We start from the raw sequence: 16,546 nt of genomic DNA, 5'->3' as shown, positions 1-16,546 counted from the left end.
AAAAATGCGGCCATGTTAAGAGCAGAACCCACTCTCCCTGTCCGCAAAAACGAAAAATGCGGCCATGTTAAGGGCAGAGCCCACATTCTTTGTCCGCAAAAACGAAAAATGCGGCCACGCCAAGGGCAGAACCCGCACTCCCTGTCCGCACCGCAATGTTGGAAATCCAGTTTCAGTCCTCCTGCTATGCCTACTGCGCAATAATCCTCTAATATTCACCACAAAAAGTAAATCGATAAAAGAGTATGCGGAGGAAAAACTCAATTCCTCTACTTTTAATTGCTTACGGCCAAGAGATTTTACTACCCTCGCCGTGTTTATTAACAGAGAACGCAAAAGAGCTTACCATGCATTGCTAATGTATTTACCAATAAATAAGAAAGTCCAACAGATTAAATTTTATTATAATCACTACATTAACTCAGATGACCGTAATCAATATTAATTTAGTATTGCAATTTAAAATGAACCAAAAAAATAAAGGCTATCCTTTGGACAGCCAATAATCAAGAATAAATTCCTGAAACTCTATTAATCATTCTGTATTTGCTTTTCATTTACGTACTCCAGAAAATCACGTGCTTCTTGAAACTCTTTCTGAAGGCTAGATGGAATCTCATGAAGTTCTACATAATGATCAGGGTTTATTTCACTTTTTGCTAAGATCTTTTCATGGGTCATAAGTGAGTCAATGTATTGATTGTACTCATTTTCTGTTAACAATTCCAGACTAGATTGCTGACCATTTAACCGATCAAAGTAAGGTTGTATTTTCCAAAATACTTGCTTCAATTCAGCTTCCCGCTCTTGCGAAAGTGCATCATAGTTAATATTGCCGTACTTATCACCGTATTCAAGTTTTGCATGGGTTATTTGTTTAACTAGACTGATAAATTCTTTATATTCTTCGGCCCCCAACTCGCCTTTAGCCTCTGCAAGTTTGGCATCCAAACGGAGGTATCCTTCCATAGTAGCACTAACAATATGTTTCTTTAAATTATCGAAAGAACTGTAGAGTTCGTCTGCCAATAGGAGCTGGGAAGCAAAAACTCCTGTTGGAATTAATAAAGATGCTAAAAGAATACCGGTGACGATACGTTTTTTCATTTTCTGTTTTCTTGATGAGATGTTGTTCATAACTTTCATTTTTAAACTTGTAGAAGGAATAAGTTCTTTTCCTTTTTCCTGTAGTGCCTCCATTACCTTTGTCTCAAAATTCATATACATTCCTCACCTTCTCCGAAATATTTCTGTTTTTTACTTTTTCACGCAATTTCTTCAAAGCAGCATTAATTCTTGACTTAACAGTTCCGACGGGAATCTCTAGAACCCTAGCTACTTCTTCTTGAGAATAATCATTTAAATAGCGAAGAATAATAACCTGTTTAAGTTTATACGGTAGTTCCTCTACTAACTTGACAACAAGTTGGTTTGAAATTTTAGCAATAATTTCATTCGAAAAATCTAAAACTAGTACTTGTCCAACTTCTTCAACCTTTTTAGCAATCCGAAATTTCATCCACCTTTTTCGCCGATACGCTTGGATTTGTTTTATTACAATCCCCATTAACCATGGCTTAAACGGTCTATTTCCATCATATTTACTTAGAGAATTAAATAACTGTATGTAAATGTCCTGAACAACATCATCTACATCAGCTTTATTCTCAATCAGAAAATGAACGTTTTTATAAACATCTTGAATTGTCATTTGATAGAGCTCACTGTATGCTTGCTGATGACCAGATAAAATAAGTTGAATAATTTGATTATAATCACCTTGCGTTTCCAATCATTAACACCTCCCTATCCTTTATACTCTATATTGGAAAGAAATCTTGATTTCGTTCGTTTTTTTGGAAAATAAAAAAAGAGCCTCCATAGCTCTAAAATATTTTGTATTTCCTTTAAGTAAATAACAGTCAATTTGTTAAATCAATGATAATGTTTTCTAAAACAAAATCCTTTTGGCCTCTTTTGTATTTCTCAGGCAGCTTTGTTTCCTTCATAGTACCATCTTCCATTTGAATAGCTGATGTGAAGGTATCGGAGTTTCTTAACATAACATGCGGTGTAACAATCAGCTTTGATGCATTCGGATTTAGCTTTTCAAAGGTTTTACTCCAATTCATAGTAGAATCCGTTCCAGAACCACCATTTACTTCACCAGTATAAATATTTCCTAAATCATCTTGAACTTCTAAATCGACATAAACCTGATGCCACCTATTTTGGACATCATCAGATGCTCCCTGTTCGTAGTAAAGAATAAAGGACATTGGTGTTAACACCATCTTCTTAATGTTTAATCGAATCCCTTCTTGTTTTACACTTTGACTAATTAACTTTGTTTGACTATCTGTTGAATCTAAATTAAATGCAAAACCCCAATGACCTTTAATTTCTTTATCCTGCTCACCGTTTAAAATTTTAAAGCTCTTAATTTCCCATGTTACCTTAGCAGTTTGTAAATCTTTTTTACTAAAATAAGTACCCGTCATTAAACCTACATACTCATTTTCACTGATTTTTTCAATTTTGGAAGTCCCTGCTATCCCGTCAGTATTTTGAATGTCAAAGTGATCAAAAATGATTGGTTCTTCTCCCAAATCGTGATCACTAATAATTGAATAAGTTATCGTGACAGTTTCACCATCAAAGATTGCATCATTCACAGTTACTTTAATTCCATTGCTTTCTTTCATCGTATTTACTTCTGTTGAAAATTCTTTATAATTATTATAGATTCCTGATTCATTCCCAAATAATTTAAAAATATCACTAATGATTGGGAGGTTACTAGCAGCCGTTGGAAAGGCGAATCCAACAGTTACAGCGGATAGCCCCAAAATGACAGCTGCAGCAGCAAACGGTCCCTTAAATTTCTTTTTTTGTTGCTCTGTTTTCGCTTTTTTTATACCTACTTTAGACCGTTCATGCAATTCTGTTGGAATTTCTATTTTATGTAGTTCTTGCTTTATTTTATCGTTCACAAATATCACCCTCCTTATATTTCTTGCGAAGTTTATCTAACGCACGGTATAACACCGATTTTGCCGTTCCCAACGGTATATTTAACAACTCGGATATTTCTTTAAACGTGTGATCGTTGTAATACCTTAAAAGAACAACACTCTTTTCATCTTCTTGTAACGTATCAATGAACTCCTGTAATGACAGAGAAAGTGGAACATCTTCATCCTCTAAACCGATAAAATCTTCAAACTCTGGCTTTAGTGGCATCACTTTCTTATTCTTTTTAGCTAGATTGATTGCACAATTGATGGTAATTTTCATCAACCATGTTTTAAAAACCGCTGGGTTTTTCAACGTATTAATCTTCTTAAAAGATTGATATGCTACCTCTTGAACAATATCTAAAGCATCGTCTTTATTATTGACATAGACAAAAGCCATTCGATAAATATCTTCCTCATATTGCTGGAAAAGCTTTAAAAAGGCTTTGTCATTTCCTTTTTGAGCTTTTTTCACTAAATGTTTAATCCCGACTCACCCTCTCTTTTTTGTCCTACATCTATTAGACAATTTAAATCAAGGTTTAGCTTAAAATTTTTTATTTTTTTCTATAAATAAAATAATCGCCCGAATTAAAGGACGATTTGATGTTTTTTATATTATTTCAGGGTCTCTTACCAGTAGCAATATGCTTATTTAAATTCTTTGCTCCATTCAAAATCCTCAAGTATTACTCCATTTTCAGCAATATAATTCACAATAATGGTGCCCTGTTGCAATATATCATTACTTTTTAGATATGAAATAAAGTCATTGAAGAGTTTTTCATCTTGGTCACTCTTTTTCCGAGGGAGTGTAATTCGAATCGTAGGTGCAACGTTAAAATCTTTGTAACTTCCCGGATTAAGCGGATCAATACCTAACTCTTTACCGATCAGGTCATCAAAGTAAACGTGAGTTTCAGTTTTTTCGCGGAAATTTTCTTTAATATACGGTCGTATTTCTTTTTCTAAATCATTAGTCCATTTCTCAGCCGTAAAGGTATCCACCATCTGGTCTAATGCATCGTCATAATAGACTAAAAACTGCGTTTTAGTTTCCTTATCTCTTACCTTAGCAGCATATTCAAATCCAAAGTTCCCCATATTGTCATACAGAGCGTCATAGACCTCGAAGTTATCATTAAATTTATCTTTTAAATATTGCTCAGCCTGAATTTTAATCTGTTCCTCTTTATCTTTATCCGGCTTCATTCCCTGAATGAAGGAAAAAATTAAAATGCCCATTCCCACTATAATAACACCCAAAATAATCAGAGAAATTTTTAAAATTTTCCTCAAGCAAAGTCCTCCCTTCTGATGATTTTACCAACAGTTATTATTTTATTTTTTCAGTTTAACCAAACTCCCCACAAACCCTATAAGACCCGAAACAGCAAATACTATGGGGACCACTAAATACTCAACAGCGGTTGGAGTTTCAATCACTAGACGATAAACTCCAAAAAGACATATTATAAGGCTACTTATTAATCCAATAATCAATTTTGCTTTTTGGTCCAAGTAAAAACACCTCCCTGGGAACTCAAGAATCTGTTCAAATTATCAACTTCAAATTAAAGTATTAGTTCGGAAGTCCTATCTCTTCTGCCTGTTCTCCATCGATGCTCATTTTGTATATATGATAATCAGGAGATCCTTTTGCGAAATTTCTATCCAACGTGAAGTAAATAGACTTTCCATCTGCACTTATAACTGGATCACTCACATACTCCCCAAAATGAGTTAGCTGTTTTTCTTCTTTTGTATCAAAATTATATTTGTATAATTCGTATTCAAAGATGCCGCCCTCATCAGGATTACTTATAGATTGAAAAATAAACTCATTTCCAGCTGGAGTTATAGTAAAGCTGAAGATGGAAACTTCACGGTCAGGGTCTGAAATGACAGACATCTCTTCCGGATGATCCAACGAAATTTCAAAAATTCTTTGTTTTACCATGTAGGAAGCCTCTGCCGTCTTTACATCTGAATCATCATCTCTTCCCAAGTAAACACGATCCCCGCTAGGAGCAACATTCAACGAATAAATAGAATACTGTTGCAGATTTGTCTTTCGCACATGTGATTTCTCATTTAAATTAAATTCGTAAACATCAAAGTTATGCGGACGTTTCCCTGTGATTGGTGAATAATTTTCATATGTTCCCGCACTTAAATAAAGTAAAGATGAACCGTCTGGCTTAAATTCTATCTCTGTTATGGTTGAAGAATCAGTGAAAACGTCTGTAATTTCTCTTTTTCCTATATCGTAGAAATGGACTGTACTAGTCAGTTCAGTTTCCTTGTTTTTGTTAGTGGTGACAAAAGCTAATATCGATCCATCTTTTGAAAAGGTCGGATCTAAAATCATTGTATCCTCATCATACTCTGCTATGACTGCATCTATGGACTCCCCTTCTTTATGCAAAAATAACTGTGGTCTCCCCTCTTTGTACGTTACGTAGGCAATCGCATTTTGTGCTGAAACATCATAATGATTGGAAAGCCCATTCTGTTTTTCATTTTCTGTTTTGTTGAAAAATATCCCTAAAACAACAAGGGCTCCTGTTAATCCACATAAAAATAGTATTAAAAACATGAGATTGTTTTTCTTCATGATAAATCCTTTCTACATTTGATTTATCTAAAAAATAGGTTTGGAAAATAAATATACAAGAAAGCTAGTATACAAGCTAAAATAGGTATCATCCCAATTAAAAACGCAATCCTTGTACTTTTCTTCGCAATTTTTAACTGTGCCACATACAAACCGGCCCAAATGAGAATTGGACTAGCTAAAACAAGCATTATGAAATGAAATTTTCCGATCATAATCAGACCGCCAACTATGAAAACAAGTGAAATTCCAGAAATGATAATCCCAGTTGTAATGTTAATTCCATGCAAAACCTTCATATGTTTTTCATCAGAACTGTAGTCATAGATTGTTGTTCGATATACAAGACCAAGGCTTAAAGCAATGTTTAGCCACACCCAGATCGTTAAGCCAACTACAGTCGATGATTGATCCAACTGGCTCGTGATTAACCATCCATATAATTGCCCAAGAGTGTGGAGTACCAATAAACTATTAAGCCATAGCTTTTTATTAATATGAAAAGACCGATTAAGAGGAAGAAACAATAACATTGAACTCAACCCCATTGAAATACAAAGCCAGCCAATGTAGGCATCCCCTTTCACAAAAAGACTGATTAAATAAATACTAATTGTGAAAATGATCGAGGATATCGCTAATGTAAGCATTAATTCCTTTCGATATGGAAATAGTGCTTGTTGAATTTGACTGCCAATTTCTCCTTCTTGGCCAAATAGCCGCATGGCCTTTTCCTCTGCCTTTTCTGGTGTCAAACCCTCTTCCTCCATTAAGGAATCACGAGAAATTTGAAGGTGGATGAGAAGTTCTTCATAAAGATCTTCTTTTTCTGCCTTAGAACTTTCCGTATGCCGGACTATGTTTTCCACATACTGTTCTAATTTGGATTTCATATTAGACCCTCCGAGCTTTTTTGTACTAAATTCTCAATGAGTTTCCAATCCTTTTGTTTCTTCTCTAATTCCTTCGTTCCTGAATCTGTAATTTTATAATATTTCCTTCTTCCTGAAGGAGTCTCTGACCAATAGGACTCAATCCATTGTTTTTTCTCTAAGCGTTTTAATGCGGGATAGAGGGTCCCCTCACTCATTTCATAGTGATCATCACTTAGCTGCTTTAGTAATTTAGTAATTTCATATCCATAAAGATCCCTCTGGTTAATAAGCGATAACAAAAGAAGATCAATACTTCCTTTTAACATTTCCTTGTCCATTTCATCACCTGATTTCTAATTTGATACTATCATTGTAATACGATGTACATTGTATTACAATGTATATTTTTATCCTTTTGATTGGAAGTTGTTCACTCTAAAAGTTACTCGGTTTGGTCTTACCGCTTTGAATGTTCAGAGTACTTTCAAATAGCATTTCGAGTAATGCAGCTTTTATTAAATTTAGAAAGAAAATTATACGAGCAACAAAAAAAGCCGCAATCGGTGCGACTGGAAAAGGTTTTGAAATGGTACGGGGTTGATAGTGGCAATCAAAATCAATGGGATTAAAAATATTAAATTTCCTTTTATTAAGAACTTCGTTTCCTCCATTTTTCAAACGCATTTTCAATTGCTAATTCTTCTGAATCCCCAAATCCACAAATTGCCGAAAAACCTGAACACTCCAAATTTAATGCTGTTTGCCATCCTAAAGTAAAACTCACATTAGATATAACAATACAATCTCCATATTTTAACTGTTTTTTTGTATAAGGATGATTTTTCAACGTATTGTAAAGTATGCTTTGAAAGAGTTGGTCTCTTTCTTCATTATCAGGTTGAGATACAATTAAACAACTAAACACTTATACATCCTCCTTTTTTGTTCGTATTAAGAACATTATAATATAATTTCCAAATAAGAACCAATACAAAGTTAAAAATTATAGTACTTAATTTATAATGTTGGAAACAGCACTATTTATGTAATACTATATTAAGGTGTAATGATGGTGATAAATTGAGCAAATTAGCAACTAACATTAAATTCTTCCGTGAAAAAAAAGCTTTAACACAAAAGGAACTAGCAGAAAAACTAGGAGTTTCTCGCTCAGTTGTAGCAAAATGGGAAAATGAAACCGCTTCCCCTGACCTAGAAACATTAATTACACTGTCAAAATATTTTCAAGTCAGTTTAGATCATTTAGTAGGGCTTCCTTATTTCCAAAATGAGATGTTACTTGAGTTAAATCAAATCTATAAAACAAACGATGAAAGCAATATAGAGATATTTGGGGTTGTCGATTATTTATATAAAAATACAAGACTCCATGAATACCTACTTAAATTCACAGAACTTCCATTAAAAGACCGGAGAATAGTAGAGAAAATATTTAATGTAGCAGTTGATGAATTTTATAAAAGAAAATAAAAAACACCACCCATATGCACATCCTGACAACTCCCACAGCTTTAGCAGTGGGCTTTCTCATTCAGGAAGTCTTCTTTTCTTTCCCTTTATACTCATAATTCATAAAGGTCCCTCCAGTTTATCAAATCAATTTTTCACAATCATCATTTATTTTAGTATAAACTATTTAGTCATAAATGTAGGTTATATGGGTAATACTTATAATTCTTTCGATAATGAGTGTATTAATTGGCAGTGCCAATTTTCACATGAACCAAGGTGTTTTATCCAATAAATGGTATAGCCTATGGTCACAGGTCGGTTTATTTTACGGAGAATTTTTCTTACCCATTCTAATTGCTATCTCCTATGCGTATTTGTGGAGGTTAGAACATTTAAATAAAAACTGGAATATGATCATGACCGCTCCAGTATCGGCAGCTAGTATTTTTTTATCTAAGATGCTAGTTGTCGGTATGCTGCTAATTTTTGTTCAAAGTTTGTTTTCCTTTTATACCTTATTGGAGGATGGTAGGGCTAACCTCTGCGCTCCCTAGTGAATTATTTGAATGGTTCATTCAAGGCTGGATAGCTAGTATTACAATATTCACTCTGCAATTGGCTCTCTCAATGCGTTTCCATAGTTTCGCTATTCCTATTGGTATCGGTTTATGCGCCACTTTTTTCGGTTTAGGCATGTACGTAATGGATTTAGGAATGTTATTTCCTCATTCCCTACTGACTACTGGGATGGGTGTACTTAGTCAATCAGGTTTTTCATCCCAAAGTGATTATCTTTTATTTTTAATAGTGAATCTACTATACTTATCATAGTTAGTACAGAAGCGATACATTGGCTGTGAAGGACGGATATAACAGCTTAAACAATGAGAAAGGATGTTATCGTGAAAACATTTTTATTAGTTACTGGTCTAGTCCTAATAATTATTGTTGGATTTTCCATCCTCCTATTTAATCCTGATAGGCTAACACCGGAAAATCCAAAAGGCAAAACATATTATTACACTATGGTGGTGAACGACGACACAAAGTTGGACAGTGACCAACGGTATGAATATACATTAAATGCTTATGACAAGTCAGGAGAAATAAAGACCCTTTCCTTTACCAAGTAGTAAACTACTGCGAGAAAGAGCATATTTAGAGATTCACACAAAAATAAGCTTGAAGAGTTTCCAAGCCTATTTTTATTGGATTATGAGCGTTTTGAACCATTGATGATTCACAACTAGTTATAACAAAGAGACAAAGAACTTCCTTATCTCCCTTAGATAAAAAGCATTATTAGGGAGATAAGATCCTGTAATGATTCTGTTTCCAAATAAGTAAATGGAAGCATTTAAATTATAAAAGTGATTATTCCTTACAAATTATCGCTTGCTATTTTTTCATAGGGTAGCGTCAGGGAAATGCCAATATAAAAAGCTAAATTTCTCGCAATTAAATGAGCATTTTGGCTTTTTTGTTACTATATCTATACGTTAGATGCTGAGGTTACTAGTATAAAATAATCAACATTTCACCACAATTTCTTATTGTACTAGCTCCCCCGTTTGTTCAATAAATTTTTTTGCTTTTCACCATTTATTCATCTAAATTCTGATTCATATTTTAGATTATATTTTTCAACAGCCAAGTTATAAGACTCAAGAATTAACAATTTGAATTGTTCAAATAAAAGCTCTGATGGATTCAGCACACACACCCATGCCATCCAACCATATACAGGGTGTGGGATAATTTTGTTTATCTCTGTGAAATCAAAGTTCATATCTATAACCTTTCCTGCTGATGGTCTTTTAGGTATTGCACCAAACATGTTTGTAAAAGTGTTTTTTTTAATACCAATATTCACCCTAAAAATTGCCTCTCGATCCAAGTGAGATGATTTATCATTTGCTCCATCTTTTTCCTTGACGGTAAGTACATAAATACCTCTTTTTAAAGACCCATTAGGATTGTAAAAAACAACTTTTTCTCCCCATGCATTAATAAGTACCGTATGGTCTAAATTTTTTAGACAAAAATCAATGATTTTTATAGGACTTACCTCATTCATCATTTGAACCACTCAATTCAAAAACTTCTTTTACCATTTTACTTTGGATTAAATCTTTAAATACTTTACTAATGAAATCCTTCTCTTGGAAAGAATAATCTTGCTGTAGTTGTTTATAATTTAAATATTCCATTTTTTTTAACTTGCTATCCTTTTCTTCCACAATTTGATATATGCGATTTGAATAATTCACATTAAATTTAAGTGTAGTGGGATCTACCCATCCTTCACGAATAAAACCTTTCAACTTTTTTGGACACCTACATGGGTTATCATCGTTAACTAAACCACACTTTTTGTTCATGAAATGATAAAGATCGTTTCGAGACCTTTTTAAACGTTGTCTAAAATTATCTTTTGATATACTCATAATTTCAGCACCAATTTCATGAGGGACAGAGAAAATCTCACCTAATATAAACACAATCCTCTGTTCTCTAGTTAAGCACAATAACATTCCCGCTAAACAACCTTGACGAGCTTCTTCAATCAATTCACTCCATTCAACTTGCTCAGATGGTGATAGGTCTTGGTCACTAATGTTCTCAAGATCTAGTTCATAATGTGAGAATGTAGGATATCTTTCTTCTAACCAAGTCTTTTTCATTGTCAAAAAGTGATTCACCGTAATTTTATACAACCACGTTCGAAAACTACTTTTGCCATTATACTGCCCTAACTTAGTTATGACTTTTATGATGACTTCTTGCGTAATATCCTCTGCATCAAATGGAGAAAGAACCATTTTAAAGGCTATATTGTATATATAATTTTGATGTTTTGAAATTAATTCTACTAATGCCTCTTCAGACCCTTGCAAGGATTTTGAAATAAGAAAGTCATCACTCTGTTCATCATATTCATGACTAAATATTTTTTGCATTGCGATTTCTCCTAATCACCACTCATCCATGAATAATAGACATATGGTGCATTTGAATAGATTTATTTTTTATTAACGAAACATAATTTCTAGCAAATTCACTTTCCCCCATGTTCTTTCCTACAGCTTGAGCAGCATCCATATCCCTCCAAATTGCAATATCTGCCCACCTACCGTCAATTGATTTGGTAAGTTTTCTACTAACATAGCCTTCTTGCAAAGCAACAAAATTACTTTGAAATATTTGGGAAGCATTTTGGAATTGCTCTTCACTCACATCTTCCTCTAGTTCAAAAAATACGATTTCTACTACTTCTTTCATAATCTTCTCCTCCACCTATGAAAATATATGAAAAGTCCCATTATTCTTTTCATATATTTAGACTATTAAAAAAAGGTAGTGTGACAGAAGAAAGCAACATTTTAATATTATTTTTAAAACTAAAGGTATTTTATGATCATCGTATGACATTAAGACACACCTCGTTTTGTTGACCTCTTGCCCCCATTAGCATAATGGAAACATCGTTTTATTAAAAAGGTAACAATGGATAAAGTGGTACCTTAAATTGTTGATCCTGATCAATATCTGTTGTTTTCTTTCTTGAAATAAAAAATGCAACTAACGTAAAAATAAAAGTGATGATATATAAAAAACCTGTGGCGGATACAGCTATATTGATAGAGCTATTGATAGTAAATAAGATTTGAATACTTACTCCCAATATAATGGCCCATACGGGTGTATTATATTGGGAGTAAATATGGGAAAATCTACGAGGTAATAATCCATTCCGCGCCATCGCAAATGCCGTTCTCGAAATGCATAGAATAAAAGGATTCGCTGTAGCAGGTAAAGCAATAACAATGACCATATTAATCAATAATGGTCCGATACCGCCTAGAATTTGTTCGCTCGCAAGGAAGACTGGTGTTTTAGATGCCCCAAGCTCCGTCCATGGCACGACTCCCACCGAAACGAACAACAATCCAATATATAATAACATGACTATTAAAATGGACGAAATAATCGATATTGGTATAGTCCATGTAGGGTTTTTAATTTCCTCTGCGGAAGCTACAATTCCATCCCAGCCCACCATTGATAAAAAACCAACCAAAGCTGCTGCGAGGATCCCTTCAATGCCTGTAGGCGCAAACGGCACAAATAAAGTGTAATCAACATGATTAAATCCAATGGCAAAAAAGGTTAACAGCAGGATAATTTCAATCACTACAATAAAAACTTGAACTTTACCACTCCATTGAACTCCCATTATATTCAGCAATCCTAATAAGATGAATAGAACGATAGCACTTACTATTGGCGGTGCCCCAGTTAAGGTATGAAAATAGCGGCCAAATCCTTGAGCAACGAAACTGCTGGCAGCCAGCTATGCTCCCCAATAGGCCCAGCCAATTACAGTTCCAAGTAAAGGTCCCATTGTTTCACGAACAAATTCATAGGATCCGCCAGCTCTTGGATATCTTGAAGACAATTCCGCATAGCAGAGACCCAAAAGAATTTCTAAAATGGCTGCTAGCATAAATGAAACAATAACGGCAGGGCCTGCCTTACCAGCAGCAACCCCACTTAAAACAAATATTCCTGCTCCCACCATTGCACCGATTCCAATGGATGTAGAGGCCCGGATTCCCAGAGTTCGAGTTAATTCCATTTTCTGCACCTACCTTAAAAGAGAGAGATTGCCTGTCAATTTATTAATCTTTTTCCGATCACCGTATAAAGCAATGCCCAAATAATATAAATCTCCACTTGTAAAGGTGGCTATTTTTTGAGTGTATTCTTCATAGGTTTTAGTGGTTTGTGCAGCATTAGTAAAATCAACCACAAGCAAATCTTGAAATGCTTCTGTTGATACTTTCTGTTTTAACACCTGTAAGCCTTCCTGTGTGGATTTTAAAATCGGAAGAGGTATCGTTGTAATCCCAGTATGTATTTGACCTGACCCATCCACTACATCAGATCCTATAATTCCTTCCACTCTCTTTCCTATCGTAAGAGCCAGAACAGCTGCAGTATTAGCTAATAAACCTAATGGCAGTTCTGAATCAATCAATAAAACACATTTAGTCTCATTATTTTGTTGGCTCACTTATTTAGAAAAACATATTTTCCGCATGAAGAAAATTTATCGAAAAAGAAGAGATTTTTTGAAAGAACGGCTTTATAATGAATTCGGGGATCGAGTTACGATACATGGTGATTCAACAGGATTACATTTGATTGCTGAATTTGAAGGAATATATTTCACGGAAAGTCTCCTGTCAAGAATAAATGATTACGGCGTAAAAGTTTACCCTGTTGAATTGCATACCATTAACAAAGGATTTTATACAAACCATATCATTTTAGGCTTTGGAAATTTAGATGAAGCAAAAATAGCAGATGGTGTAGCAAAATTAAAACGTGTCTTGCTAACAAAATAATAGAGAAAACGACTCGGCAGATTCGAGTCGTTTTCTCTATTATTTATTCCGTTTCCTCATTAGTTCAAGAATAGTAGCCTTATAATACCTTATTTAGAGTTTGGTTTATCGTTAAAATCCCTGTTTCAGTTAACACTTATTCAAGAACAATCATTTGTATTTGGGGTTACTTATCAACTATTTAATAGAATTCATTAACTCAAAAAAGTACTTTTGTTCATGAGTCTGATAAAGATTGAACCATGAATGTAATGTTTCTGGTGCAAATACGTCGAGCACCTTCAATACATGCATCGCAAATTCCAACGGGGCTGTCCCTGATGCAGTAACTAAATTCCCATCAGTTACTGCTGGTCCCATTTCATAATATTTTTCTCCAATATAATTAGGACATACCATTTTCATATACTCCAAATTGTTGCTTGTATGTCTTCTTGAGTCTAGCAACCCCATCTTTGCCAGACCCACTGTTGCACCACAAATCGCAGCAACAACAATTCCTTCCTTTAAAGATTTAGAAACTTTTTTCAATATAGGTTCATGAATTGCTTCTATCCAAGTATTACCGCCTGGAAGAATTAAAACATCAGTACTTTTCAAAATACACTCATCAATAGATATAATAGGTAGTATTTTCAATCCTCCCATTGTAGTAACAGTTTTTTTATCAACGCCTACCGCAACCACCTCTAAAGGTGCTAATTCCTTTTTAAAATACCTTCCCGTGTTTAGTTCAGCAATTAAATAACCTACCTCCCAGTCTGACATAGTATCAAATACATAAAGATACACTTTTTTTGTATGCATAATTCACACTCCTCGTAATTAATTAATCGATATATCCTATTATAAAAAACCTTTACTGACATCCTCCGTCAGTAAAGGTTTCAACTTGATAATAATTAATTAGCTCATATAGAACTTCGATAATCTTTTGCTTTAAACTTATTGGTTCAATAACTTCAATAGATTTGCCATAGGGTAAAAGTAAAAACGGTACATACGCATGTAATGCTTCTTCTTCTAGTAGAAATATTACTTTCTTTGAAGTCCGTTCTTTGAAATGATGTCCTAAAAACCAATGCTGGCATAAGTCATCCAATGCACTTGTCTTACCACCCACAATCAAATGCATAAGTGCTTGCTTATCTTCTACTTCTGAAATTAGGTTTTTCATAAAAAATTCACTTGCCGAAAAAAATTGTGGTCGATTGAAGTTTATATTTGTTTGGATAATACTGATAATTCGCCCTACTCTAAAACTGCGGATTTCATTCCTTAGATGACAAAACGCAATAACATACCAGTTATTATTCCAATAAATAATTCCATATGGATCAACAATCCTACGCTTAGATTGCTCTTCACGACTTGTATGGTATTCAATTTCTACAGATGATTCGTTTACTATACCTTGCTCTAACTTCTTTAAAATTGGATCCATAGACGATTTTCCAATTGGGCTTATTACCTCAAGCCCTTCCAAATTTTGCTTGATCATTCTTTCCTGCTCTTGGTTTGAATAACTTATAAGCTTTGATGTTGCTCTGTTCAATGACTCCCCTAAAAAATATCCAGCTTCTTTTGCAAAAACAGCCGCATGAAGTAATGCAGTTTTCTCATCAACATCAAAAAGAAGAGGACTTTTAATAAAATTATTCAACAGGGTATAACCCCCATTATGACCTGTGTCAGATATAATAGGGACACCACTTGCAGAAAGTGCATCAATATAACGGTAAACAGTCCTTATATTAATCTCTAACTTTTCAGATATTTGTTTTGCAGTAATTTTCCTGCCTGAATTCAACATCCATAGAATCTGCATCATATTGTCAATTTTAGACATAAAAATCACCTCATTATTCACTCTATACGAATAAGTTCAATTCTACAATTTCATGTTGATAGCGTACTTTAACATATTAAGTAAAAACCTCATTTATTTATGGTGCGGTTAATCGAAACTAATACTAAACTACATTACTTCTTTTTTTCGACAATCTATAAATGATAAACAAACATCATATTCATCTAAGCTACCCGTTCAATAAGAAAAAGCATTACTGTTGTTGCAATAATGCCCCCCCAAAGATTTAAGTACAATATTTTCCAATCTAATAGTTGAAATAAGGAAAAAGCAACTCTCATTGAAAAATCGCACTCGCTAAATAAAAAAGGAAGACTGTTTATTATAGAAACCATTCACCCTGAGCAATTTTTTCTACTTTTCCACCAACATTTACTATGATTTCTCCATTTTTACCACTTGCCTTTAAAAACAATAACGATGGTCTTTTAATTTCATATCCTTGTTCTACACGAATATTAATTTCACTTTTATCAAAATACCGATATTTAACTAAGTAAGAAGCTAAACATCCATTAGAGCTTCCAGTAGCTGCATCTTCCGGAATACCAAAATAATCTGCAAAGTCTCGAACGTTTAAATTATTATCGATACTATATGTTTCAGGAGAGAAGACCATAATTGCTTTTGCATCAATATGCTCAATTAACTCAAAGTATTTTTCCTTATTTATTCTAACTTTTTTAATTGCTTCTAAAGATTTTAAAGAAACAATAATCACGGGAAGCCCTGTTGAAACCTCTTGGATAGGATATCTATCATCTATGTACTCTTTATCTAAATTTAGAACATCAGAAACCTTATTTGTATCTAATATACGACCAAATGTGGGTTTATTTTGTTCCATCCAAAGTATTTGTTCTTGTTTATCGAACGTTACGGGAATCTGTCCAGCTTTTAAATTTAAAATTAGTTTATCTATCGGTTCCCCAATTATTTCATTTTGAATGATATATGCAGTTCCTAAAGTCGGGTGTCCAGCAAAAGGAACCTCCTCATTTGGTGTAAAAATCCGAACATCATAGCCATCATCTTTTTTTGTATCTGATAATATAAAAGTAGTCTCTGAATAATTAATCTCCTTGGCTATTTGTTGCATTTTATTATCTGAAAGGTTTTCCGCATTCTTAAAAACAGCAAGTTGATTTCCTGTATATTTTCCTTGTGAAAAAACATCTACAATTGAATAATTAATTTTCCCCATTATTTCTTTCCTCCGCCTGTGACTGTCATATTTTAGAAAGTATCAATCTTTAAAAAACAGCCTTCCTTAAAGATTCTCT

Annotated in this window: 21 protein-coding genes and 1 pseudogene; 4 read left to right on the top strand and 18 right to left on the bottom strand. The window is 33.8% G+C overall.

All coding sequences use genetic code 11. The features are described from left to right. Positions 1 to 531: 531 nt before the first annotated feature. From BAZO_RS15965 to BAZO_RS15915, 10 genes are all read right to left on the bottom strand, one after another. Positions 532 to 1,221 carry a DUF3600 domain-containing protein gene (locus tag BAZO_RS15965; RefSeq protein WP_003332701.1) on the bottom strand — a complete coding sequence of 230 codons (690 nt, stop codon included), beginning with the start codon at positions 1,219 to 1,221 and terminating at the stop codon, positions 532 to 534. Beyond that, a complete protein-coding gene (locus BAZO_RS15960; protein ID WP_003332700.1) occupies positions 1,211 to 1,792 on the bottom strand; it encodes a sigma-70 family RNA polymerase sigma factor in 582 nt (193 codons plus the stop codon). The genes BAZO_RS15965 and BAZO_RS15960 overlap by 11 nt, the downstream gene beginning before the upstream one ends. 130 nt (positions 1,793 to 1,922) lie before the next feature. After that, positions 1,923 to 2,993: a DUF4179 domain-containing protein gene (locus tag BAZO_RS15955; protein WP_003332699.1), complete on the bottom strand. Its 1,071-nt coding sequence runs from the start codon at positions 2,991 to 2,993 to the stop codon at positions 1,923 to 1,925. After that, complete coding sequence (locus tag BAZO_RS15950; protein ID WP_003332698.1) at positions 2,983 to 3,492, bottom strand: sigma-70 family RNA polymerase sigma factor; 510 nt, start codon at positions 3,490 to 3,492, stop codon at positions 2,983 to 2,985. The genes BAZO_RS15955 and BAZO_RS15950 overlap by 11 nt, the downstream gene beginning before the upstream one ends. Before the next feature lie 176 nt (positions 3,493 to 3,668). Further along, a complete protein-coding gene (locus tag BAZO_RS15945) occupies positions 3,669 to 4,316 on the bottom strand; it encodes a hypothetical protein (RefSeq protein WP_003332697.1) in 648 nt (215 codons plus the stop codon). A gap of 42 nt (positions 4,317 to 4,358) precedes the next feature. Next, positions 4,359 to 4,538 carry a hypothetical protein gene (locus tag BAZO_RS15940; protein ID WP_039957643.1) on the bottom strand — a complete coding sequence of 60 codons (180 nt, stop codon included), beginning with the start codon at positions 4,536 to 4,538 and terminating at the stop codon, positions 4,359 to 4,361. 61 nt (positions 4,539 to 4,599) lie between these two features. Beyond that, positions 4,600 to 5,634: a PD40 domain-containing protein gene (locus BAZO_RS15935; protein ID WP_003332696.1), complete on the bottom strand. Its 1,035-nt coding sequence runs from the start codon at positions 5,632 to 5,634 to the stop codon at positions 4,600 to 4,602. A gap of 23 nt (positions 5,635 to 5,657) precedes the next feature. Further along, positions 5,658 to 6,527, bottom strand: a complete 870-nt coding sequence (locus BAZO_RS15930) for a permease prefix domain 1-containing protein (RefSeq protein WP_003332695.1) — start codon at positions 6,525 to 6,527, stop codon at positions 5,658 to 5,660. Further along, entirely contained in the window at positions 6,524 to 6,847 is a 324-nt protein-coding gene (locus BAZO_RS15925) for a PadR family transcriptional regulator (RefSeq protein ID WP_003332694.1), read from the bottom strand. The genes BAZO_RS15930 and BAZO_RS15925 overlap by 4 nt, the downstream gene beginning before the upstream one ends. A gap of 311 nt (positions 6,848 to 7,158) precedes the next feature. Further along, the gene (locus tag BAZO_RS15915) at positions 7,159 to 7,434 is read right to left on the bottom strand and encodes a hypothetical protein (protein ID WP_003332692.1); all 276 of its coding nucleotides are present in this window, start codon (positions 7,432 to 7,434) and stop codon (positions 7,159 to 7,161) included. 155 nt (positions 7,435 to 7,589) lie between these two features. Here BAZO_RS15915 and BAZO_RS21295 point away from each other — a divergent pair, with 155 nt between their 5' ends. The 3 genes from BAZO_RS21295 (at position 7,590) to BAZO_RS15900 (ending at position 9,115) form a co-directional block, all read left to right on the top strand. Continuing rightward, the gene (locus BAZO_RS21295; RefSeq protein WP_003332690.1) at positions 7,590 to 8,000 is read left to right on the top strand and encodes a helix-turn-helix domain-containing protein; all 411 of its coding nucleotides are present in this window, start codon (positions 7,590 to 7,592) and stop codon (positions 7,998 to 8,000) included. Positions 8,001 to 8,215: 215 nt separating this feature from the next. After that, a complete protein-coding gene (locus BAZO_RS23320) occupies positions 8,216 to 8,536 on the top strand; it encodes an ABC transporter permease (RefSeq protein WP_003332689.1) in 321 nt (106 codons plus the stop codon). A 348-nt stretch (positions 8,537 to 8,884) separates the two neighbouring features. Next, positions 8,885 to 9,115, top strand: a complete 231-nt coding sequence (locus BAZO_RS15900; protein WP_051015822.1) for a DUF1093 domain-containing protein — start codon at positions 8,885 to 8,887, stop codon at positions 9,113 to 9,115. 473 nt (positions 9,116 to 9,588) lie between these two features. On the opposite strand, the gene BAZO_RS15895 is transcribed toward BAZO_RS15900, so the two are convergent. The 5 genes and pseudogenes from BAZO_RS15895 to BAZO_RS15875 form a co-directional block, all read right to left on the bottom strand. Then, positions 9,589 to 10,059, bottom strand: a complete 471-nt coding sequence (locus tag BAZO_RS15895; RefSeq protein ID WP_003332687.1) for a DUF6194 family protein — start codon at positions 10,057 to 10,059, stop codon at positions 9,589 to 9,591. Continuing rightward, complete coding sequence (locus BAZO_RS15890) at positions 10,052 to 10,942, bottom strand: RNA polymerase sigma factor (protein WP_003332686.1); 891 nt, start codon at positions 10,940 to 10,942, stop codon at positions 10,052 to 10,054. Before BAZO_RS15890 ends, BAZO_RS15895 begins: the two co-directional genes overlap by 8 nt. A 22-nt stretch (positions 10,943 to 10,964) precedes the next feature. Continuing rightward, a complete protein-coding gene (locus BAZO_RS15885) occupies positions 10,965 to 11,264 on the bottom strand; it encodes a hypothetical protein (protein ID WP_003332685.1) in 300 nt (99 codons plus the stop codon). Positions 11,265 to 11,475: 211 nt separating this feature from the next. Further along, positions 11,476 to 12,564: pseudogene (locus tag BAZO_RS21290) on the bottom strand (APC family permease). 66 nt (positions 12,565 to 12,630) lie between these two features. Next, positions 12,631 to 13,023, bottom strand: coding sequence for a DUF2000 domain-containing protein (locus BAZO_RS15875; protein WP_003332681.1), 393 nt, complete (start codon positions 13,021 to 13,023; stop codon positions 12,631 to 12,633). 94 nt (positions 13,024 to 13,117) lie between these two features. Here BAZO_RS15875 and BAZO_RS15870 point away from each other — a divergent pair, with 94 nt between their 5' ends. Continuing rightward, positions 13,118 to 13,393 carry a hypothetical protein gene (locus tag BAZO_RS15870; protein WP_003332680.1) on the top strand — a complete coding sequence of 92 codons (276 nt, stop codon included), beginning with the start codon at positions 13,118 to 13,120 and terminating at the stop codon, positions 13,391 to 13,393. 177 nt (positions 13,394 to 13,570) lie between these two features. Here the strand turns inward: BAZO_RS15870 and BAZO_RS15865 are convergent, their stop codons facing one another. The 3 genes from BAZO_RS15865 to BAZO_RS15855 all read right to left on the bottom strand — a co-directional run bounded on the left by BAZO_RS15865 (position 13,571) and on the right by BAZO_RS15855 (position 16,467). Continuing rightward, positions 13,571 to 14,200, bottom strand: a complete 630-nt coding sequence (locus BAZO_RS15865) for a type 1 glutamine amidotransferase family protein (protein ID WP_003332679.1) — start codon at positions 14,198 to 14,200, stop codon at positions 13,571 to 13,573. Between the two features lie 52 nt (positions 14,201 to 14,252). Then, positions 14,253 to 15,242, bottom strand: a complete 990-nt coding sequence (locus tag BAZO_RS15860; protein ID WP_003332678.1) for a helix-turn-helix transcriptional regulator — start codon at positions 15,240 to 15,242, stop codon at positions 14,253 to 14,255. Between the two features lie 343 nt (positions 15,243 to 15,585). Next, positions 15,586 to 16,467 (bottom strand): PhzF family phenazine biosynthesis protein, encoded by an 882-nt coding sequence (locus BAZO_RS15855; protein ID WP_003332677.1) that lies wholly within the window; start codon positions 16,465 to 16,467, stop codon positions 15,586 to 15,588. Positions 16,468 to 16,546 lie beyond the last annotated feature (79 nt).

Source organism: Schinkia azotoformans LMG 9581 (assembly GCF_000307855.1).
Taxonomy (GTDB): Bacteria; Bacillota; Bacilli; order Bacillales; family Bacillaceae_J; genus Schinkia; species Schinkia azotoformans.
The sequence above is the reverse complement of the archived record's forward strand: the minus strand, read 5'-3'. Positions and strand labels throughout refer to the sequence as shown.

Bases quoted from the DNA above. Each gene is read 5' to 3' on its own strand.
- BAZO_RS15865 (WP_003332679.1), bottom strand. From the start codon at position 14,200: ATGCATACAAAAAAAGTGTATCTTTATGTATTTGATACTATGTCAGAC.
- BAZO_RS15855 (WP_003332677.1), bottom strand. From the start codon at position 16,467: ATGGGGAAAATTAATTATTCAATTGTAGATGTTTTTTCACAAGGAAAA.
- BAZO_RS15890 (WP_003332686.1), bottom strand. From the start codon at position 10,942: ATGCAAAAAATATTTAGTCATGAATATGATGAACAGAGTGATGACTTT.
- BAZO_RS15925 (WP_003332694.1), bottom strand. From the start codon at position 6,847: ATGGACAAGGAAATGTTAAAAGGAAGTATTGATCTTCTTTTGTTATCG.
- BAZO_RS15860 (WP_003332678.1), bottom strand. From the start codon at position 15,242: ATGTCTAAAATTGACAATATGATGCAGATTCTATGGATGTTGAATTCA.
- BAZO_RS15935 (WP_003332696.1), bottom strand. From the start codon at position 5,634: ATGAAGAAAAACAATCTCATGTTTTTAATACTATTTTTATGTGGATTA.
- BAZO_RS23320 (WP_003332689.1), top strand. From the start codon at position 8,216: ATGAGTGTATTAATTGGCAGTGCCAATTTTCACATGAACCAAGGTGTT.
- BAZO_RS15930 (WP_003332695.1), bottom strand. From the start codon at position 6,527: ATGAAATCCAAATTAGAACAGTATGTGGAAAACATAGTCCGGCATACG.
- BAZO_RS15895 (WP_003332687.1), bottom strand. From the start codon at position 10,059: ATGAATGAGGTAAGTCCTATAAAAATCATTGATTTTTGTCTAAAAAAT.
- BAZO_RS15965 (WP_003332701.1), bottom strand. From the start codon at position 1,221: ATGAATTTTGAGACAAAGGTAATGGAGGCACTACAGGAAAAAGGAAAA.
- BAZO_RS15885 (WP_003332685.1), bottom strand. From the start codon at position 11,264: ATGAAAGAAGTAGTAGAAATCGTATTTTTTGAACTAGAGGAAGATGTG.